18 protein-coding genes are annotated in these 22,332 nt (G+C 42.7%); 16 read left to right on the top strand and 2 right to left on the bottom strand.

Features of this window, described 5'->3' with window-relative positions; all coding sequences use genetic code 11:
* The first annotated feature begins 2 nt into the window (after positions 1 to 2).
* From F597_RS0113375 to mnmL, 8 genes are all read left to right on the top strand, one after another.
* Positions 3 to 662, top strand: a complete 660-nt coding sequence (locus F597_RS0113375; RefSeq protein WP_019540260.1) for a beta/alpha barrel domain-containing protein — start codon at positions 3 to 5, stop codon at positions 660 to 662.
* Between the two features lie 42 nt (positions 663 to 704).
* Positions 705 to 1,487, top strand: a complete 783-nt coding sequence (locus F597_RS0113370; RefSeq protein WP_019540259.1) for an energy transducer TonB family protein — start codon at positions 705 to 707, stop codon at positions 1,485 to 1,487.
* Positions 1,488 to 1,499: 12 nt separating this feature from the next.
* A complete protein-coding gene (locus tag F597_RS0113365; RefSeq protein WP_019540258.1) occupies positions 1,500 to 2,045 on the top strand; it encodes a DJ-1 family glyoxalase III in 546 nt (181 codons plus the stop codon).
* Between the two features lie 385 nt (positions 2,046 to 2,430).
* Positions 2,431 to 4,443, top strand: coding sequence for a 30S ribosomal protein S1 (rpsA, locus tag F597_RS0113360; protein WP_019540257.1), 2,013 nt, complete (start codon positions 2,431 to 2,433; stop codon positions 4,441 to 4,443).
* A gap of 126 nt (positions 4,444 to 4,569) precedes the next feature.
* On the top strand, positions 4,570 to 5,091 hold the full coding sequence (locus F597_RS0113355; protein WP_019540256.1) for an RNA polymerase sigma factor: 522 nt from the start codon (positions 4,570 to 4,572) through the stop codon (positions 5,089 to 5,091).
* Positions 5,075 to 5,596 carry a hypothetical protein gene (locus F597_RS0113350; RefSeq protein ID WP_019540255.1) on the top strand — a complete coding sequence of 174 codons (522 nt, stop codon included), beginning with the start codon at positions 5,075 to 5,077 and terminating at the stop codon, positions 5,594 to 5,596. The genes F597_RS0113355 and F597_RS0113350 overlap by 17 nt, the downstream gene beginning before the upstream one ends.
* A 13-nt stretch (positions 5,597 to 5,609) precedes the next feature.
* The gene (locus F597_RS0113345; protein ID WP_019540254.1) at positions 5,610 to 6,074 is read left to right on the top strand and encodes a DUF4252 domain-containing protein; all 465 of its coding nucleotides are present in this window, start codon (positions 5,610 to 5,612) and stop codon (positions 6,072 to 6,074) included.
* A 231-nt stretch (positions 6,075 to 6,305) separates the two neighbouring features.
* Entirely contained in the window at positions 6,306 to 7,238 is a 933-nt protein-coding gene (gene mnmL / locus F597_RS0113335) for a tRNA modification radical SAM protein MnmL/YtqA (RefSeq protein WP_044060338.1), read from the top strand.
* A gap of 53 nt (positions 7,239 to 7,291) precedes the next feature.
* Here mnmL and F597_RS20830 read toward each other — a convergent pair whose 3' ends face one another.
* Positions 7,292 to 8,020 carry a lipoate--protein ligase family protein gene (locus F597_RS20830; protein WP_019540252.1) on the bottom strand — a complete coding sequence of 243 codons (729 nt, stop codon included), beginning with the start codon at positions 8,018 to 8,020 and terminating at the stop codon, positions 7,292 to 7,294.
* Positions 8,017 to 9,084 (bottom strand): substrate-binding domain-containing protein, encoded by a 1,068-nt coding sequence (locus tag F597_RS0113325; protein WP_019540251.1) that lies wholly within the window; start codon positions 9,082 to 9,084, stop codon positions 8,017 to 8,019. Before F597_RS0113325 ends, F597_RS20830 begins: the two co-directional genes overlap by 4 nt.
* Before the next feature lie 586 nt (positions 9,085 to 9,670).
* Between F597_RS0113325 and F597_RS0113320 the strand changes: the two genes are divergently transcribed.
* The 8 genes from F597_RS0113320 to F597_RS0113285 all read left to right on the top strand — a co-directional run.
* Complete coding sequence (locus tag F597_RS0113320) at positions 9,671 to 10,948, top strand: DUF6807 domain-containing protein (protein ID WP_139224161.1); 1,278 nt, start codon at positions 9,671 to 9,673, stop codon at positions 10,946 to 10,948.
* Positions 10,949 to 10,959: 11 nt separating this feature from the next.
* On the top strand, positions 10,960 to 11,859 hold the full coding sequence (locus F597_RS0113315; protein WP_019540249.1) for a DUF6807 domain-containing protein: 900 nt from the start codon (positions 10,960 to 10,962) through the stop codon (positions 11,857 to 11,859).
* Between the two features lie 191 nt (positions 11,860 to 12,050).
* On the top strand, positions 12,051 to 13,433 hold the full coding sequence (locus F597_RS0113310) for a Gfo/Idh/MocA family protein (protein ID WP_026327454.1): 1,383 nt from the start codon (positions 12,051 to 12,053) through the stop codon (positions 13,431 to 13,433).
* 85 nt (positions 13,434 to 13,518) lie between these two features.
* The gene (locus F597_RS0113305) at positions 13,519 to 14,955 is read left to right on the top strand and encodes a putative oxidoreductase C-terminal domain-containing protein (RefSeq protein WP_019540247.1); all 1,437 of its coding nucleotides are present in this window, start codon (positions 13,519 to 13,521) and stop codon (positions 14,953 to 14,955) included.
* Between the two features lie 34 nt (positions 14,956 to 14,989).
* Positions 14,990 to 18,259 carry a SusC/RagA family TonB-linked outer membrane protein gene (locus tag F597_RS0113300; RefSeq protein ID WP_019540246.1) on the top strand — a complete coding sequence of 1,090 codons (3,270 nt, stop codon included), beginning with the start codon at positions 14,990 to 14,992 and terminating at the stop codon, positions 18,257 to 18,259.
* Positions 18,260 to 18,271: 12 nt separating this feature from the next.
* Positions 18,272 to 20,167, top strand: coding sequence for a RagB/SusD family nutrient uptake outer membrane protein (locus F597_RS0113295; protein WP_019540245.1), 1,896 nt, complete (start codon positions 18,272 to 18,274; stop codon positions 20,165 to 20,167).
* A gap of 159 nt (positions 20,168 to 20,326) precedes the next feature.
* Positions 20,327 to 21,508: a mannonate dehydratase gene (uxuA, locus tag F597_RS0113290; protein ID WP_019540244.1), complete on the top strand. Its 1,182-nt coding sequence runs from the start codon at positions 20,327 to 20,329 to the stop codon at positions 21,506 to 21,508.
* Between the two features lie 24 nt (positions 21,509 to 21,532).
* Positions 21,533 to 22,332 (top strand): SDR family oxidoreductase (locus F597_RS0113285; RefSeq protein WP_019540243.1); only part of this gene is annotated, 800 nt, incomplete at its 3' end.

The following is a 22,332-nucleotide window of genomic DNA, read 5'->3' as shown; positions in this document are numbered from 1 at the left end:
AAATGAGAAAGGCTCCATCATATCCCGGTCGACTCAGGAAAAATATAGTAAAGGTTCCTGAAATCATCGACACCTGCTCGGGGATCAACATTTTCGGGCAGTCGTTAAAGTCTTTCTTGTTCAGTACCGATGTCGCCATCATCCGCAATACCAATGCCGATGCGATTATAGCCGTTTATCCGTTCACACCTCAGCCTCTGATATCGCATGCACTTATCCTTGCTGCCGATAAACCGATATTCTGTGGTGTTGGCGGAGGTATCACCTCCGGAGAAAGAAGCATAGAGCTTGCACTCGATGCAGAATTCCAGGGTGCCCTGGGTGTCATATTGAATAAACCCACCCAGAACGAGACGATTGAGAAGATGAAAAATAAGATAGATATTCCTATCATCATTACCATCGTATCGGGAAAAGACGATATCAGAGAACGTATCAAGGCGGGGATAGATATCTTCAACGTTTCAGGAGCGGATAAAACGGCGGACATCGTAAAAAAGATCAGGGATATAAATGATGATATTCCCATTATTGCCACAGGCGGAAAGACAGATGAGACCATCAGGCAGGTAATTGAAGCCGGTGCCAATGCGGTTTCCTATACGCCGCCCACAACAGCCGAATTGTTCAAGGAAATAATGCTACGCTACCGAAGCGAATAAAATGTCCCGATTAAGTATACATAAATTCAGTTATCAGAAAATATGATCACAAGAGAAAAAATAGGAGGAATAATAGGAACGGTAATTTTTACGATATTGCTTTTCCTCATCTTGTTATTCTCTGTTTTCACATTATCATTTCCGCCTGAGGAACTGGAAGGGATACCGGTAATGTTCGGAACCACCGAAGATGCCTTCGGTATCGCTGAACCACCTATAACGGAAGTGACACCTACACCCACCCCATCACCTGAGATTCCACCCTATTCTCCGACCGAACCGTTGATTACCCAAACAACGGAGCCGACTATTGACGTGGAAGCGGAACGGGAAGAAGAACGACGTAAGGAACAATTGGCGGCGGAACGCAGGGCACAGGAAGAGGCCGAGCGACGCAGGAGAGAAGAGGAAGCGCGCAAACGGGAAATCAACCGGCAGATGTCGGGACTCTTCGGAGAAAGTTCGGGAAGCCGTGGCAATACGGAAGGCGAAGGTACACAGGGAGTTTCCACCGGAAACGCTACGCAAGGCTCACCTACCGGGACCGGTGGAATCGGTTCCTACGACTTGGGTGGGCGTAGTCTCGGAAGCGGAGGATTGGGCCAACCCAATTACACCGTGAACGATTACGGCACTGTTGTTGTTAATATCACAGTAGATCCTGCCGGCAATGTAATCCATGCAGAGATCGGGCGAGGGACAAATACTCCCAGTGCCACTCTCCGTGAGGAAGCATTGCGGGCCGCAAGAAGGACCAAATTCAATGCGATTAACTCTGCTAACAACCAGCAGGGAACCATTACTTATCGATTCAATCTCAACTAAAAAACTACAATCATGAAGAAAGTAGCCCTCTTTTTAGCAAACGGTTTTGAAGAAATTGAAGCGCTTGCCACCGTAGACATTTTGAGAAGAGCGCAGATAGCTGTTGAAACCATATCCATTTCGGATGAAAAAACCGTGACCGGCGCACATAATATACCGGTCATAGCAGATAAAACCTTTCAGGAAGCCGATTTTTCTGGAGTAGAGGTGCTGGTTTTGCCAGGCGGAATGCCGGGTGCCAAAAATCTCAATGAACACGAAGCATTGAAAGAACTGATCACAAAGTTCGATGCCGAAGGAAAGCTAATCGCTGCTATATGTGCCGCCCCCATAGTCTTGGGAGGACTCGGCCTGCTTAAAGATAAACGGGCTACCTGCTATCCCGGATTTGAAGCCGAATTGACAGGTGCACAAACAACAGGTGAAAATGTAGTAGTCGACGACAATATCACCACAGGGAGAGGTCCCGGACTGGTATTCGACTTTGCATTAAGGCTGGTAGAGCAGATTGCCGGCCTCAAAACGCGTCAGGAAGTCCAAAACGGTCTGTTACTCTGAGCACTGAATATAACTAAAGACGAGATATTTAGATATTTTGTTGGAACCCATAGTTCGAAGTGAGCACAAAAAGAGTAGTCAAGCGAAGCGACTTCTACTCTTTTAGTGAATATTTGCGTTAAGCCAAATGAGCAGAGCCAAGCTTGCTTGAGCTATGCCATGGCGAGCAAATATCTAACTTTAGTGAATAAGAACTATTATGGGTCACGAAATATCGTCAATCGAAGGATTTAGTTGCAATCACACGACTTCCGAAACTTGAACAAATGACCATAAATAATGGTGCAAATAGTTGTCTTTTAACAAAGAAACAACTACCTTTGCACCGTTTTTTATATTAATATAATGTCTCACTTATTTAATTGAAAATTATTACTCACAACAAATGACAGAAAATTTAAACAATGTGGCTCCAATAGAAAATTTCGACTGGGCCGCCTATGCTGAAGGGGACTCCTACAGCAAAGAAAGCAAAGAAAAGCTTACCGAGAGCTACGATAACACCTTGAACAAGATCAACGACAAGGAAGTAGTAACCGGTATCGTGACCTCCATGAACAAACGCGAAGTGGTTGTAAATATCGGTTACAAATCCGATGGTGTGGTATCAATGAATGAATTCCGTTACAACCCCAATCTGAAAGTTGGCGACGAAGTAGAAGTGTACATCGAAAGCCAGGAAGATAAAAAAGGACAGTTGATCCTTTCTCACAAAAAAGCACGTGCTTCCCGTTCCTGGGATCGGGTCAATGCCGCGCTCGAAAACAACGAAGTTATTAACGGATACATCAAATGCCGTACAAAAGGTGGTATGATCGTGGATGTATTCGGTATCGAAGCATTCCTCCCGGGTTCACAGATTGATGTGAAGCCTATCCGTGATTACGACATCTTTGTCGATAAGACAATGGAATTCAAGGTGGTAAAAATCAACCCTGAATACAAGAATGTAGTAGTATCGCACAAAGCTCTGATTGAGGAAGAGCTTGAACAGCAGAAAAAAGAGATCATTTCAAAACTCGAAAAAGGACAAGTACTCGAAGGTGTCGTGAAGAACATCACTTCCTACGGTGTATTCGTCGACCTTGGCGGTGTAGACGGTCTTGTGCATATTACCGACCTTTCATGGGGACGCATTCAACATCCGGATGAAGTAGTGAAGCTGGATGACAAGATCAACGTGGTAATCCTCGACTTCGACAACGAGAAAAAACGCATCGCCCTTGGTCTGAAACAATTGACTCCGCACCCATGGGATTCCTTGAGTGAAAATCTGAAAGTGGGTGACATCGTTAAAGGTAAGGTAGTTGTGATTGCCGATTACGGTGCATTTGTGGAAATAGCGCCGGGTGTAGAAGGTTTGATCCACGTTTCGGAAATGAGCTGGACACAGCATCTGCACAGTGCTCAGGATTTCATGAACGTAGGCGAAGAAGTGGAAGCAGTCATCCTTACACTCGATCGCGACGAACGCAAGATGTCTCTCGGTATTAAACAACTCAAACCCGATCCATGGGAAGATATCGAACAGAAATATCCTGTTGGCAGCACACACACTGCTACAGTACGCAATTTCACCAACTTCGGTGCTTTTGTGGAGATTGAAGACGGCGTAGAAGGATTGATCCATATCTCCGACCTCTCATGGACGAAGAAGATCAAACATCCGAGCGAAGTGACAGAGATCGGTGCTCCTATAGAAGTACAGGTACTCGACATCGACAAGGAGAACCGTCGTTTGAGCCTTGGCCACAAACAATTGGAAGAAAATCCATGGGATGTATTTGAAACCATTTTCACTGTAGGGTCCATCCACGAAGGTACTATTATCGAAATGCTCGACAAGGGGGCAGTTGTTTCTCTGCCTTATGGCGTGGAAGGATTCGCAACACCCAAACACCTTGTGAAAGAGGATAACTCTCAGGCACAGTTGGATGAGAAACTGGAATTCAAAGTAATTGAGTTCAATAAAGATGCAAAACGTATCATTGTCTCTCACAGCCGTATCCATGAAGATCTGGCAGATGATTCCAGGAAGAAAGGGAATAAGCGTACCGGTGGTAGAAAAGAAGGCGGAAACGAAGCCGCTGCGGCTATCCCGGCAATGGAAAGAACCACCCTGGGTGATATCGAAGAGTTGGCTGCATTGAAGGAAAAACTCGATAGCCAAAAAATAGAAGCACTCAATAAAAAGGTAAAACAGGAAGAAGCTGCCAAAGAGGCTAAAGCTGCGGAAGCAAAAGCAGAAGAAGTAAAAGCTGAAACCGAAGAGGTCAAAGCAGAAACTCCTGAAGTTGCCGAAACTAAGGCAGAAGTGAAAGCGGAAGAAACTGCTTCGGAAGAGCCGAAAGCAGAAAACAAAGCTGAAATTGAAGAATCCGAAACAGAGAAAGAATAATCATTCTTTATCTACATAATGTAAAAACTGCCCGGAAATCCGGGCAGTTTTTTTTTATGGATTTATTTTATAAAAAAATCGACCGGGTTATGTAAGAATTTCCCATTATATTCGTCTATATAGTATATGAATGTCCGGCAGTTCCAATATCAGATCCTTTGCCTCTCCGATAAATCGTATCGGATGGCACTATCGATCCTAAAAGATGAAAGCAGTGCAAAGGATGCATTGCAGGAACTTATGATGCGCCTGTGGGAAAAGCGCGAGCAATTGGATGCCATTGCCAATTATCAGGCATTTGTACTCACATCCATGCGTAATCTGTGCCTCGATATGATCCGGAAGTCAATTCACACACATGAAATTCCGGCCGACACTGAATACAACGCTCCCAATCCGCATCAACAAACGGAACAAGCTGATATGATAAATCACATCGGTAGTATGATCGATACACTGCCCGAAATGCAACGAACTATTCTCCGCATGAAAGATGTGGAAGAGATGGAATTGGAGGAGATCGCCCAGATAATGTCGATGACGGAAAATGCCGTCACCGTAAACCTCTCCCGGGCGCGCAAAAAACTTCGCGATATGATTACAAACAACCGAAAAAAGGAGAATAAAGTATATGAACGATATAGATAATCTGCTTGAGAAATACTTCAACGGCGTGTCATCGACCGAAGAAGAGAAAAGGCTGAAGAACTATTTCGAGGGAAGAGGGATACTTCCCGAACACGAAATATACAGATCGGTTTTCGCTGCTTTCAACACGGAAAAACAGATAAAGGCACCGGTGATGACCTTCCCTGAAAAGAAAACGAGGAGACCTGCGATTACACGACGTATAATTATTCTACTGGCAGGATCAGCTGCTATAGGACTACTGGCTGTCACATTCTCTAACCTACAGTACGCACGCTCACAACATCCTGAATATATGGTTATTGTAAACGGAAAGCAGGTCGTCAATCAGCATAAAGCACAGCAATACGCCGAGCACATGTTTTCGGAAACGGACAAGATCATAGAGAACTCCTATCAGCTTTTCCGTGAAGCGGCCACTATAAATCAAGATCTTAATGCCGAAAAGATATTAAAAGAAACAGATCAAAAAATAGAATGTATAAAAACAAATTATAAACAATAAAATCCAACACATTATGAAGAAATTATTTTCAATTATGCTTATAACGCTGGTATTTTCAGCAGTAGCATCAGCACAACAGGTAGAGAAGTTATTCGATAAATATATGGAAGATGAACGCTTCAATTATATATATAGAAAAGGAAGTGCCGGCTCTGTGTTGGATAGAACAGACCTGGAAAATCTGAAAACAGATGCATTTAATATCCGGTTTAAATCGGATCGGAACAAGGAAAATGAGAAAATGCTTATTCTGAATTCAGCCAATGAAAGTTTTCAGAAGAGTTTTATGGCCGAAGTGAATAAAGCGTTGGAGAGTGATAAATTTGAAAACACTTCCTATGTCCGCAATGGTAAAGACAATCGTGTATCGGAATATATACGCAAATCATCCGATAAGATGGAAGAAGTGCGGGTTATCGAAAACGGTAGTGGAAATGTCGTTCTGAAATGGGAATTATACACGATCAGGAAAAAATAACCGGTTAATAATTAACTCTACTTTTTTAATATAAATGCTTGAACGGGGATATAGCGTGAGCCATATTCCCGTTATTTCATTTTTATCTCAATACTCCTTTATCGAAAACATTTTATTCCTACATTTGTTTAAGATTAGGAGTTATAATCAGCATTCCTGTAGTCTTAATAACAACAGGATTCTTTGTGTTGGCGGCTTCTGCCATTGATTCATAAAATAAATATAACACGCGTGTTTTCAAACGACAAACCATATCGCGATTTTGCCGAATTCCTTTCAGCAAAATTTCCCTATAAAGTACAAAAAATTTCCGTCAATGCCGGCTTCACCTGTCCCAACCGTGACGGCAATAAAGGGCGTGGCGGATGTACCTATTGCAACAACCAGAGTTTTAGCCCAGGTTATGGCAAACCGACCAGAACTATTTCGAAACAGTTGAGTGACGGTATCACCTTCTTCTCTCATAAGTATCCTGAGATGAAATACCTGGCCTATTTCCAGTCCTATACCAATACCTATGACAGTCTCGACTCGCTTATCTCTAAATATGAAGAGGCGCTCTCCTACCCCAACGTAGTGGGACTGATCGTGGGTACCCGCCCGGACTGCATGCCCAACGAACTACTTGACTATTTTGAAGAGCTCAGCAAAAAAACATTTGTCATGGTGGAATACGGGGTAGAATCGACACTGAATAAAACATTGGAGAGGGTGAACCGGCAGCATAGTTACGAAGAATCGGCGGAGATGATCCGGGAAACCGCCGGACGAAACATTGTGACAGGTGCACATATGATCCTGGGATTGCCGGGGGAAAGCATAGAAGAGATACTTTCTCATGCAGGTACACTTTCGCGACTCCCCCTGACAACATTGAAACTGCATCAGCTACAGATTATCAGAGGAACTGCTATGGCAAAAGAATTCCGGCTATTACCCGAATCGTTCCACCTCTTCGGGCTGGATGAATATATCGATCTGTGTGTCGATTTTGCGGAACGGCTAAAGCCGGAGATTTACATCGAACGATTTACCTCCCAATCTCCTAGAAAATTATTGATTGCTCCCGCCTGGGATCAGAAGAATTATGTGGTGAGAGAAAAAATAGTGAAACGTTTCCGGGAAAGAGAAACCTGGCAAGGGCGATTGTACAGACAATCATAAGGATATCTGATTCTTTTACGTAAAGCCCTGGTATCACCTCAACGAGGCAGCTGTTACATTCTATAGTTCCAGCTTCTTTGTACGTATTTGTCTCTTTGCAACTTCTCTATCTCCTCTTTATCATGGTTACCAAAAGTACCGATATGGTTTGTTCCCAATATCAAGCCTATCTGCCGGGCAAACTGCCGGAAGAACTGTTCCGGTTCGGGATTGATCCCCTTTATTTTTTTTAAATATGACCGGATATTTTTCACAGGACTGGGTATCGAAGCGGTTGCCTTCCTTACTAAATCCCTCTGCTCAGGATTTAATGCCTTCGAAAGCATCTGCAGATCGGTATCATAAAGCAATGTACCATGATGTATCTCCCGCCCCTTGGAAAGATGTGATGCGGTACCCGATATTTTGTATCCCTCCAGCCAAAGATCTTTCCGTTTTCTTATTTCAACAGGGATATCCAATGCCCGAAGCGCCTCCACCACCGGATCGAGAAAACGGGCACTCAACGGCTCTCCGGTTTTCCCATGGATAAAGCTGTAGTTCAGGTTTCCGGTATCATGATATACCGCTCCTCCGCCCGACAACCGCCGTATAATCCGGATATTGTGTTCTATACAAAAATCCTGGTCTACCTCATTCAATACCGCCTGATTAGATCCGATGATAACGCTCGGTTCATTGACATACAACAGCAAGAAATCTTCTCCCGTTTTTGAGAAAAAATGTTCTTCTGCAGCTAAGTTAAACGAAGGTAAAGTAGAGTGAGACAGGATGATGTTCATGACATAAAGTTGAACTGGTTGTAATAACCGATAGTCTCCCTGGTCAGGATATCGAGCTGTGTATAGTTCTCCACTTTTACCGGTTTGCGGTATATCAGGTACTCGATCAATGTCTTCATCGCCAGAAATCCCTGATGTTCCGGCTCCTGGCCGATCAGAAAATCAATATACCCGTTTTTCAACCCTCTTACATTGGGTGCCGTGAGATCCAGACAAACCAACCTGATATCATTAATCTCGTTTCTGGCAAAATAATCGGCAACGATCCCTCCTCTCGAATTGAGTACTACTATTCCTCCAATATTATGATGTGTCTGAAAGAAGTGAGCCAGCTGTTCATCAAATCTTTCCGGTTCCATGGCAGTAAAAGGTATTTTCTGCACACTATTGGTGATGCTCTTTTCAGTAAGATAGTCATTAAAACCCTGCTTTCTCAATATACTCGTATTGGCACTCTCATCCCCTATCCTCACTGCCTGTAACATCCCAATATCACTTCCCGAAGGAATAATGGAAGTGATCAGTTTAGCCACCAGATAGCCACAGATATAATGATCGGAAGTAAAAAAGGCCAACGGTGCTGTATTTTCCAGGGTAGAGTCAACAAAAACATAGGGTATCTCCCTTTCATCCAATCGTCTCGACAGGCGAACGGTTTCTTCCTTAAAAGTAGTACCGATAATGATGGCATCAGCATCGAGTTGTGCTATCTGATCATATACCTCCCTACAAGAATAAATATCATATTGATTATAGGTGTATACCAAACATTGTATCCGGATATTCTCAAACTCTTCCAATGCATGGCTGATACCTGAATGAATACTCTCCCAATATTCTCCTTCCATTACATTGGGGGTAGTAATCGCTACCTTGTATTTTCTTTTTAATGACAATCCGGAAATATGGATATTCGGCTTGTAGTGTACTTTTTTCAACACCTCCTCAACAGCTATACGCGCTGATTCTGAAACATTTCCTCTATTATGGAGTATCCGGTCTACCGTACCTGCCGAAACTCCGGCCATTTCCGCAATATCTTTTATGCGAATCTTTCGTTGCATATTGGGCTAATTTTACACCTGTTTGGAATAATGACGAATTGTAAACAGATAAATAAATGTGCAAAGTAAAGATATATTTTCAAATCCGGCAATATTATTAGTAAAACGATTTAGATATTTACTCCTCACAAAGAAAACTATAAAAAAATATCAATTAAAACAAGCATATAAACAAAATTTATTTTCATTATATATATTTTCAATGATGTTTTAAGGTTTTTCATTATTTTGTTTGGAAAAATATAACATATCTTTGTATTCTGTGATGGGAGAATACGTTTTTAATGCACCTGCAAAAAGGCTAAAGAGATTGTAAACCAGGCAGTAAGATATCATTTACATTCTTAATTTGATAAAAAGAGGGTTTCAGTAAGATTTCGATACGTATTGTGTACGTACACAACAACAGATCCCGTGTACGAGCACATACTAAAAATTCGCTAGAAATGAATTAATATACTAATAATGAAAATGTTATAGATTCTAATAAAACAATAGACATATATAATAAACAATTAAGATCTATTTCTTAAATAAGAAGTAACAACTTACGTCAATATTGCATAAATCTAAATAAATCAGTGAAATGAAAGCTCCAAATCTATTAAAAGAAATTCTTCTCACATTTATGTGGATATTTTCTCTATGTGTTACCAGTCAAACGATAAACTTCACGGTCACTACTAAAGAGTCCTGTCTTGATATGCCGGTATCGATTCCGCTGGATGAATTATTAGGTCATGTAAATACAGACCAAGAGAACCTGGCACTATATGAAATTATCTCAACCGGAGAGAAATCAGTACACTGCCAAGTAGAATCAGATTACTCCTCTCACCTTTGGTTTATATTGGAAGGATTATCTGCAAAAAATTCCACAAGAAAATTTTCTCTTAAAATTCAAGAACAAAATCCTATCGACACATTAAATACTGATATACACATATACAAGTCGGGGGAAAACCTTACTCTTCGTCAAAAGGAGCAGGGTGTATTAAGTTATCGCTTTGCCATAATGTATCCTCCTGAAGGGGTCAATCCTTTATTTAAGCGTTCAGGATTTATCCATCCCTTATGGTCTCCCGGCGGAGAAATATTAACGCGTGTGCAGGCTCCGGATCATTATCATCACTATGGCATCTGGGGACCGTGGACATTGACACATATAAATGACCGGAAAGTCGATTTCTGGAATTTGTATGAAGGTGAGGGAACCGTTCAATTTGCAGGCTTCCTGTCTGAAACAGTCGGAGATATATTCTCCGGGTTCCGTGTGCTGCAGCAACATATTGATTTTGGCGCGAAGGGTGAAGATCAGATAGCAATCAATGAAACTTTGGATGTGAGGGTCTGGAATATAAATGACAAAGTAAGGGTCATTGACTATACCACTATACTAAATACTCCATTACCGGACGGTATCATGCTCGACGCATACCGATATGGTGGAGGTATTGGCTTCAGAGCAACTGAGAAATGGACAAAGGATAACTCTACAGTGCTTACTTCTGAAGGAAAAACAAGAATAGATGCCGATGGAAGCAATGCCCGTTGGTGTATTGTAGAGGGAGAGTCGGAAGTAGAGGAAGGCCGCTCGGGTATTTTATTCCTGAGCCATTCTTCAAACCGTGCACACCCTGAACCTATGCGTGTCTGGCCGATAGATGCAAATGGAGGTAGAGGCGATATGTACTTCGAGTTTACTCCTATCCGCCATAAGTCATGGGAACTTAAAAAAGGAAATAACTATGTTCTTAAATACAGGATGATCGTCTTTGATGGAAAAATCAACAAAGAAACAGCCGAAATGTATTGGAACAGCTTTTCCGGAAAAGCTGAAATTAAAATCATTTCAAAAAAATAAACTATAAAAACATGAGAAAGATCCTATTATTTATTCTTTTTAGCGGGCTTATTCACCATGTTACTTTTTCTCAATCAAAAGTAACGGCAGAAAAAGCAGGAGATAAAATCGAGATAAAAGTAAACGGAAAACTGTTTACGAATTATATCATTTCGGAATATGAGAAATATCCCTTTTTCTACCCTGTAAATGGCCCTTCGAACGCATCTGTAACTTCAATGCGCAATGCCGATTACCCCCACCATAGTTCACTTTTCTTCGGATGTGACAGAGTAAATGGAGGCAATTACTGGCAGGAAGGCTTAGAAAGGGGGCAAATCATTTCATTAAGAGCCGATATTATTGAGACAGGGAATGAGAAAGCAGTGATCGAAAACGAATGTATCTGGCGACGCCCCGGTGCAGATGCTCCCATAAAGGACAAACGGATCATCACTATTTCCGCCCCATCAAAGGAAAAAATCCAGATAGATTTCGATGTCACTATGGAAATGCTTATGGATGTGACAATAGAAAAAACCAACCATTCCTTGTTCAGTGGACGTATAGATCCCGATTTGGCAGTGACTAACGGAGGAACAATGATCAATGCCGAAGGGGAAAAAGGAGAAAAAGCGACTTTCGGCAAACGTTCACCATGGATGGATTATCATGGTAAAAGGCAGGGAAAAATGGAAGGAATGGCTATTATGCAGCATCCTTCCAATGAGTGGTATCCCGCTCCCTGGTTTACACGCGATTACGGGTTCTTCTCTCCCACCCCTATGTATTGGCCGGAGAATGATAAAAATACGGTACTAAAAAAAGGAGAAATCATTACACTCAGATATAGGGTACTTGTACATAACGGTGATCATATTGAAGCCGGGATAGCAGGGGAATTTGAGAAGTATAAATCGGAAACGAACTAATGAGACTAATGTACTAATGTGCCAATAAGACTAATTGAGAAGTTAGAAGTGGAGAAGTCCGCAAAATCAAGAAGTTTAAAAATCTTGAATCTTAAATCTTGAATTTTATAGTCTTGGTTCTTGACTCTTGGTTCTGACATCACAATTGGTAATTAGTAACTGATAACTGGTAATTATATAAATTTAATCATATGAAAAGAAGAATGTTTATAAAAAAGGCTGCTGCAACAGCAGTGGGAACAGCGGTTTTTCCAACCATTGTCCCTTCATCGGTGTTCGGCAAAAATGCACCAAGCAATAAAATTCATATCGGACAGATTGGTTGTGGCAGAATTGCCCGGGATCATGATATGGCAGAGACCATAAAATATGATAAAGCACAATTTGTAGCTGTCTGCGATGTAGACAGTAAACGCCTGACCGATGGAAAAAAGTATGTGGATGAATATTATGCTAAGAAAGCAGGTAAAAAGTCCTATTCAAACGTAAAGATGTACGAAAATTACATCGATATGCTGGCTGACAAAGATATTGATGCCGTAATTATCAGTACGCCGGATCATTGGCATGCAGAACCTGCTATCCGCGCAGCTTTGGCTAAAAAGGACATATATCTGCAAAAACCCACATCGTTAACAGTAGAGGAAGGACGGCTCCTAAGCGATGTAGTACGCCGTCAGAATGTAATCCTTCAGGTAGGAACACAGCAACGTTCGTCCCCCCAATTCAGGATAGCGGCAGAACTGGTAAGAAACGGAAGGATCGGCAAGCTTCATACCGTGAAAATAGGATTACCCGGCGATCCTTCCGGTCCGGACGCAAATGAAATGCCTGTTCCAACGAACTTGAATTACGACATGTGGCTCGGATCAACCCCTGAAGTATATTATACCGAAATCAGGGTTCATCCCCAAAACAATTACGGACGTCCCGGATGGTTGCGATGTGAGCAATTTGGTTCCGGTATGATTACCGGGTGGGGACAACATCATTTTGATTCGGCTGCATGGGGTATGGACACTGAATACACAGGTCCTGTTTCTGTGGAGGCTATTGCACAATTCCCCAAATCGGGGCTGTGGGATGTACACGGCGATTTTATGGTAAAAGCGGAGTATGAAAACGGAATAACCATGTACACAAGTGGAGGTTATCCCAACGGCATCAGATATGAAGGCACCGATGGATGGATTTTCGTTTCCCGTGGTAATTATGTCGCATCATCAAGTGATCCGGTGACACAGGGAAATAATTCAAAAGCATTGGATGCCAGTGATCCCCAAATTTTGACCTCAGAGATCGGTGAAAACGAGATTCATTTGTATAAGAGTGACAATCAACACGGGAACTGGCTTGACTGTATCGAATCGAGAAAAGAGCCTATATCACCCGTGGAAATCGGACATCGTGCCTGTACTGTCTGCCTGATCAGCCACATCGCAATGAAGATTCCGGGTAGGCTGGAATGGGATCCGAAACTCGAAAAATTCAAAAACAGTGAATTGGCAAACTCTATGTTAAAAAGGCCGCAGAGAGCCCCATACGGTACAGATTATATTCAACTATCTCGATAAGCTAAATGAGCAGAGCCAAGCTTGCTTGAGCTATGCCATAGCGAGAGATAGTCTAACTTAAGTGAAACTTTAAAGAATTGTAATGATGAGAAATATTCTTTATCAATCGGTGATTATTCTTGGAGCCCTTTTACTCTTTTCATGCAATATGCGGAAGGACACGGAAAAAGAACAGGCGTCGACTCAGTTTACCGGTCAGGACGGAGAGATCAGATTAGTGGTATTGGATCCAGGTCATTTTCATGCCAGTCTGCTCCAGAAATTTCCACAGCGTCAGGTCAACGACACCGTACACGTATATGCGCCTGAGGGGAACGAACTTGATCAGTATCTGGAAAGTATTGAAAGTTATAACCAGCGCCCGGAAAACCCGACTAATTGGCAGATAGTGTTATATGCCGGGGAAGATTATCTCGGGAAGATGATTGAAGAGAAAAATGGAAATGTAGTGATTCTGGCTGGAAATAACAGGAAAAAAACTGAGTATATTTTCCAGTCGCTCAATGCCGGATTCAATATCCTTTCAGACAAGCCGATGGCGATCAGCAAAGAGAATTTTAATTTGTTGAAAGCAGCCTTTGATTCTGCTCATACTCATGGCTCTTATTTGTTGGATGTTATGACGGAAAGGAACGAGATCATCAATACACTTACCCGTAAACTTGTGAACAGGAAAGAACTGTTTGGAGAATTACAAGCCGGAACACCGGATAATCCCGGAATAGTCATGGAAAGTGTGCATCATTATTATAAGGAAGTATCCGGAAATACACTGGTTCGTCCGGTATGGTTTTATGATGTGGAACAACAGGGAGAAGGAATTGCAGATGTGTCGGTACATTTAATAGATCTGATCAACTGGCAGTGCTTTCCTGACCAGATAATCGATTATACCAACGATGTACAAATGACAGCCGCAAGTCATTGGCCCACCAGATTGACGTTACAGGATTTTTCTAAGTCCACAAAATTGAACGCTTTCCCTGATTTCCTGCAGAAATATATTAATAATTCAGTATTGGAGGTTTATGGCAACGGGAAAATCAATTATCAGGTAAAAGGAAAAAATGTATCGGTAACCGTTCTGTGGAATTATGAAGCACCCAAAGGAGGTGGTGATACTTACAATGGCCTTATCAGGGGAACGAATGCGTCTATTGAAATTGTTCAGGATCAATCGGTGAACTATATCAAAGAATTATTTATTCAAAAAGAGAAATCTTTTGATGAACAAACTTTTGATTCTAATATAGTGAAAGCAGTGACAGATCTGCAAGCATCGTATCCCTATGTATCGGCAGAGAAAATCGAGGAAGGAAGGTATCAAATCATTGCTCCTGTGGAATTCAGAAAAGGACATGAAGACTATTTTGGAATGGTAGCCGAAAAATATTTCGGGTATCTTGTTAACCGGGATATGCCGGAGTGGGAAATTTCAAACACCATCGCAAAATATTACATAACGACAACCGCGTTAGAAATGGCAAAAGATATTGATCCCTCCGACTCTCAAAATAATTAAACCATTTATTATTTATTTTTTTAATTAGATCATTATGAAAGAAAAGAATGAATTTTTTCTCAATCCAAGAAAAATGAAGGTGGGAGATGGGACCATGAAACTGACACTCGCCGGTTTTATTATGGCCTTACTTTTCTCTTTCCCTGTAAGCTCCTTAGCTTTAGGTGAATACCCCCCCCCCCCCCCCGCAAATCAACCAATTGAACAACAGCAAGTTACAAGAACCATAAGCGGTCATATTAATGACACGAAAGGTGAACCCCTGATCGGTGTAAATGTGGTAGAAGCAGGTACAAGCAATGGAACCATCACCGATATAGACGGGAATTACACATTAAAACTCACCACATCAGATCCAATATTGAATATATCCTATATCGGATTTGAGACGCAAACAGTAAATGTGGGAAACAGAACCGTTATAAATATTACTTTAGAAGAAGAAACAAGCTTCCTGGATGAAGTAGTGGTCGTTGGGTACGGAACCATGAGACAAAAAGACCTGACAGGTGCCATATCTACAATCAGAACAGAAGCACTCAAAGCAGAAAGCCCCCGCTCTGTGCAGGATCTGTTACGAGCCAATTCATCCGGGGTAAACATTGGTCTTGCCACTACAGCAAAGGGCGATGCTACTCTACAATTACGTGGAAAAAACACCTTAAAAGCAGGATCCAGTCCTCTGATCGTCTTGGATGGAGTGATTTACGAAGGTTCTCTGGCAGATATCAATCCGATGGATGTGGCCTCAATAGATATTTTAAAGGATGCCAGCTCTGCTGCTGTTTACGGCGCCAAAGCCGCTAGTGGGGTAGTTGTTATCATGACACAAAAAGGCGGACGTGGCGGAAAACCAATGGTATCTTTCAATACATCGGTTGGTATGGTGCAGTCGGCCAATCAGCCCAAATTATTGGATGCCGAGGGTTTTATCCAATACCGGAGGGCATATGAAATTGGTAAAAACAGTGATGAATATTTACAAAAATATCCTGAAATTTTTGAAGATCCCCGTAAACTTCAAAATGTAAATCAACGGGATTGGTTCAACTATGACAAAGAAACACCCATAGAAAATTTCACGGAAGAAGATCTTTTAAGAACCTGGGCATCCCGCTTAGAACTTAAAGCCCCTGAAATTGATAATTTTATTCTTGGCAGAACAACCGATTGGGCGAAGAAAGTATTCCAGACAGGATTACAGCAGGATTATCAGGTTGCCATCTCCAACAAGACCGACGATGTTTCTTACTACTGGTCATTGGGATATTCCGACAGAGAAGGTATTATCGTAGGTGACCGGTTTACCACTGCAAGGACACGTTTAAATCTGGAATCAAATATTACCTCTTTTCTCAGGATCGGCCTTAACTCAGGTTTTAGTACGCGTAATGAAGGTTTTTTACGGGCTGATTGGGGACAAATGGTCAGAATATCTCCCTATGGTGCTGATGAGATCGGCAATCCGGAAGTGGATGAATATCTCTGGAAATACCCAACTTCGGATGTAACTCCGGTTAACCCTTTCTTTGATAATTTATACAGAGACCGAAAGAATGTCTACAGTACTCTGAATGCAAATTTATATGCTATCCTGAGCCTTCCGTTCGATATTGAATATCAATTTAATTTTATACCCTACTACGAGTGGAGAGAGTACTACAATCACGAATCTTCCAAAAACTTCTCATGGGCAGCGAACGGAGGAAAATCCGAACGCTTAACTCATAAAATCTATTCTTGGCAGGTCGACAATATATTGAGATGGAAAAAAAGGTTCAACCAAATTCACAATATTGAGGCCACCTTACTGGTAAATGCTGAACAAAGACAGTATTGGAGCCAAAAAATGACGTCAACACAGTTCTCGCCCAACGACATACTCGGATATCACAGAATCCAGGCAGGTACAGTTCCTTTGAATGAAAGCGATGACACCTACCGTACAGGAGATGCACTGATGGGACGATTATTCTACTCCTTAAAAGACAGATATATGATTACCACATCCGTCCGGAGAGACGGCTACTCCGCCTTCGGACAGAGGAATCCCCGGGCAGTTTTTCCGGCTGTGGCTTTAGGATGGACATTTACTGAAGAAAAGTTTGCAGAATCCATAACCAGTTGGTTTGATTATGGGAAATTACGTTTATCCTGGGGGGAAAACGGGAACAGGGATATCGGACAATATGAGGCATTATCGAATATGGTATCCGGTCCACATCCCTATATCGATCAAAACGGAAATGTATATATAACCTCTCAGATATATGTGGACAGAATGTCGAATCCGAATTTAAAATGGGAGCGTACCGCTTCTATGAATGTAGGTTTGGACTTCTCATTTCTCCATAACAGGATCAGTGGCGCATTGGAAGGGTATATCGCCACTACCAACGATTTGTTAGTGGATCGGGCGCTCCCCGAAATTATCGGGTATAACAGTGTTGCGGCCAACCTGGGTAAATTGGAAAACAGGGGATTCGAAGCAACCGTAAATGCAACTATGATCTCACGTCCTAAGTTTGAATGGAATGCTTCTGCCAATTTCTCGCTCAACAGGAGAAAAATTGTAAGTCTCTACGGAGACATGATCGATATAAAGGATGAGAACGGTAACGTAATCGGACAAAGAGAAGCCGACGACATTAAGAACAAATGGTTTATCGGTCAGGATCCGGACCGTATATGGGATTATGAACGCATTGGCGTCTGGCAAAAAGAAGAAGCCGAAGAGGCTAAGATATACGGTTTACAACCGGGTGATTTTAAATACAAAGATCAGAACGGAGACGGAGTAATGACGGATGACGATAAAATATTCCAGGGATATAAAACTCCCCGCTTTAACTGGACATTCCGCAATGAATTTATCTTTTATAAAGATCTTTCTCTTTCAACCATGTTTTATTCCCATTGGGGGTGGTATGATACATTTAACCGTGCGGCAAATGTTTCTAATTTCCCCGACAGAACTTCGGAATATGTACAACCCTATTGGACAGCTGAGAACAGGATAAACGACTATGCCCGGATCGGATCAAAAAATACCGGAAATAACTACAAACAAAAATCGTTTATTCGTTGGGAAAATATCACATTATCATACAATGTACCCAAGACTCTGACTCAGAAAATATTTGTTCAGGATATGCGCGTATCGCTTTCCGTGAGAAATGTAGCCGTATTTTCTCCGCACTGGAACTTTTGGGATCCTGAAAGGCGTAATCCGGATACAGATAATCCCAATAGCATGGAACCTACTCCACGCACTTATAATATTAGTTTAAACTTCACCCTCTAATAGTTTAATAATATGAAGACGTTATTATCAAAATACAATAAAATAACACTCCTGTTGGTATTCATCTTAACATGGAGTTGTTCAGACAGCTGGCTGGAGCCAAAACCCCTATCTTTTTATACGCCTGAAAATACCTATGTGGATGCAGAAGGGTTTTATGCTGCGTTAACCACATGTGAACGCAATATGAGACACGAGTATTTCGGAGACGGATCACCTATTCTTACAGAATTTATTTTGTCGGATATGGCTGTAGAAGGAACAACCGACAAAGCCGGTCCCCAAATGGATCTGGATGTTTCACTTTTGCCGGATGCCAACTTGAATAGTGTGGATCGTACAAGAGTAGGTTGGTACTGGTATGAAGGCTATAAGGGTGTTAAATATGCCAATATCGTTATTGCCAAGATCGATCAGGCTGAATACAAAGACGAAGCTGAAAGGAATGCAGTATTGGGATCAGCCTATTTCCACAGAGCGTACCGCTATTATAAACTTACTCATCAGTTTGGCAACGTTCCTTATCTGGATTGGGAAATAGTAGAACCCAAATATGATTTCTATTCGTATGACCGCTGGTCCATTTTGGAGAAAATGCTTCCCGAACTTGAATTTGCATATCAATGGGTTCCTGAAAAGGTAGACCGGGGGAGGACATCTAAAGCAGCTTGCGGAGTCCTGTTGATGAAAGTTTGCATGGCGTTGGGAGAGTTTGACCGGGCTATTGAAGTGGGTAATGAAATTATTGCCAAACACCCGTTAATGACCCAACGGTTTACTGCAAACCAGACAAAACCAGGGACAAATCTGATGCACGATCTTCACAGTGTGGAAGCCAAACTCGACAGGAGCAATACGGAAGGATTGATGTATGTAGTGGCATATCCCGAAATCGACGGTTCCGACAGGATTCAGACCATGCGTAATGGCGTACCTTTCTGGAATAGTGGAAACGTAAGAACGCCCGATGGAAAAACCGGAACCAGTGTAAGTATCCATGCAACCGAAACAGATCCTTGGATGGACTTGAATAAAAGTTACGGAAGAGGAATCGGACGCTTGCGCCCCACCAGTTATTATACCAATAAAGTATGGACAGACAAGGAAAAGAACGATTTGCGTGGAATTTATAATCGCGACAGTTGGAAAAGCCCCGAAGATTTACAATATAATCATCCCGACCTTAAAAGAGACAATAATCCGTGGTACGGTCAGAATTTAGTCAAACCGGTTGCTATGTCGGTAGAAGACACAATCCGTTGCTGGTTTTCCTGGCCGCATTATAAACTCTTTGTCCCGGATCCGCTTCAAACTCAATGGCAGGGGGGAGAAACACCATGGTACATTTATCGCTCTGCAGAAGTCTATCTGATGATTGCTGAATGTTATTACTGGAAAGATCAACCCGCACAGGCAGCTGAGGCTTTAAACGTAGTAAGAACAAGAGCAGGAGCCGATCCTTTAACAGCTGCAGATATAAATATTGGTGCTATTTTGGACGAAAGAGCAAGGGAGTTGTATTACGAAGAAAACAGAAAATCCGAATTGACAAGAGTAGCATACACCTATGCGAAGACCGGAAAACCTTGCGAAGTATTTGGTGGCAGAGTATATAGACTGGATAATTTCTCTGGTCCGGGAGGAACAGGGGCAAATATAAAACAGGAAGGAATTAATTTTTATTATGATTGGATAATGAAACAATCCAATTTCTACAACAAAGGTGTAATACATAAATGGGCTGAATATAAAATGAGCGTACATCATGTTTTATGGCCCGTTCCTGCAAATGCTATAAATACAAATATAAGAGGGATCATTAATCAGAATATTGGTTACCCGGGTGCTGAAAATAATGTAGAACCGTTAATTGTACCCAAGGAAGGTACAGTGTTAGGACCTCAATAAAATTTTAAATGTAGCATTTCAAATATTTATAGAATCATGTTTTAACCCAGCCCCACGTGCTCTGTGGTTACGTAGGGCTGGTGTTATTATTTTATCTTGCTTATTAGAACAAATGAACCGATATTTGCCTAATTAAATGAACAAAAGAAAAAACAAATTATGGAAAAGACCTGGCGCTGGTTTGGTGCAAAAGATATAATTACGCTCGATATGCTCCGTCAGATCGGGGTGGAAGGCATTGTTACGGCCCTGTATGATGTGCCTCCCGGCGAGGTGTGGGCAAGTGAAGCCATTTACAGTCTGAAAGACCATATTGAGCAGGCTGGACTGCATTGGTCGGTAGTGGAAAGCCTTCCCCTTGCCGAGGAGATCAAATACGGGGCACCCGAACGCGACCGGCTGATCGAAAACTACAAAGCAAGTCTGTCCAATTTAGGGAAGGCGGGAATAAAAACTATCTGTTACAATTTTATGCCCGCTATCGACTGGGTCCGTACCGACCTGCATAGAAAACTGCCGGACGGCACATATACCCTCTACTTCGACAAGATCCGGTTTGCCTGTTTCGACTGTATGATACTGCAAAGGGAGGGAGCGGAAAAAGATTATACAACCGAAGAACTGGAAAAGGTAAGATTGCTTTACAACAGGATGACCGAAGATGAAAAAGCAGTGCTGATCGACACCATTATCGTAAAGACCCAGGGGTTTATCCACCGGAGTATATCTGATGGGAAGACTGATCCTGTACAGGCTTTTAAAAAACTCCTGCAACTTTATAAGGGGGTAAGTAAGATCCAACTCCGGGTGAATTTAAAATACTTCCTTGAACGGGTTATTCCCGTAGCCGAAGAATATGGGATCACCCTTTGCATCCATCCCGACGACCCACCCTTTCCGGTATTTGGATTACCCCGGATCGTAACCGGGGAGGAAGATATCGAATGGATACTGGATGCAGTGGACAGTCCCGCGAACGGGCTGGCTTTCTGTACCGGATCCTTGAGTGCCGGCATCCATAACGACGTGCCCGCCCTGGCCTGCAGATTTGCCGGCAGGACAGGTTTTGCCCACCTGAGGAGTACCGGATTGCTTCCCGGCGGCGACTTCATAGAGGCTTCCCATCTGGAAGGAAAGGGAGCATTGATTGAAGTGATCCGTATTCTGGAAAAACAGAGGCCTCATATCCCCATGCGGGTCGACCACGGCAGGTTGATGCTCGATGATGTCGAAAAGAACCATAATCCCGGATACTCCTTCTACGGGAGGATGTTCGCGCTGGCACAGGTGGAGGGAATAATGGCCGTAGTGCAAGATGAAATAGAATCAGGAAAATGTTGATAAAGTTGATAAAATAGTTTAGTTATGGAAGATTTGTTCAGTATACGGGAAAGGGTGATCGTCATTACCGGCGGTACGGGCGTGTTGGGAAGTGTAATTGCATCCTACCTGGCAGGCCAGGGCGCCAGAATAGTTATCCTGGGGCGCCGGGAAGAGGCAGGCAGGGGGAGTGTAGACAAAATCAAATCGGAAGGCAAGGAAGCGCTGTTCCTGAGAACTGATGTGCTGGACGAAGCTGTGCTGGTACGGAACAGGGAAGAGATATTGGGACGGTACGGGCGTATCGACGCATTGCTCAATGCAGCCGGTGGGAATATGCCGGGAGCCAACATCAGTCCCGCACAAACCTTTTTCGATCTGGATCTGGATGAATTCGACAAGGTGGTCCGGTTGAACCTAACCGGCACCGTGCTGCCTTCCAGGGTTTTTCTCAAACCCATGGTGGAACAAAAAAAGGGGAATATCATTAATTTCTCGTCGATGGCCGCCTTCCGTCCGATGACACGCGTAGCCGGATATGCCGCGGCAAAAGCGGGGGTCACCAACTTCACGCAGTTCCTGGCCAATGAGGTGGCTGCCAAATTTGGCGAGGGGATACGGGTAAATGCCATAGCACCGGGTTTCTTTATCACCGAACAGAACCGGGATTTGCTCACAAACCCCGATGGTAGTTACACCCAACGGGGAGAGGATGTCATACGCCAGACGCCCTTCAAACGGATGGGAAAACCCGAGGAACTGTGCGGGGCAATCCACTATTTAGTGAGCGATGCCTCATCCTTTGTGACCGGGACAACCATCACCATAGACGGAGGATTCAACGG

It is taken from the genome of Proteiniphilum acetatigenes DSM 18083, assembly GCF_000380985.1.
In the GTDB taxonomy this organism is placed as follows: Bacteria; Bacteroidota; Bacteroidia; order Bacteroidales; family Dysgonomonadaceae; genus Proteiniphilum; species Proteiniphilum acetatigenes.
The sequence above is the reverse complement of the archived record's forward strand: the minus strand, read 5'-3'. Positions and strand labels throughout refer to the sequence as shown.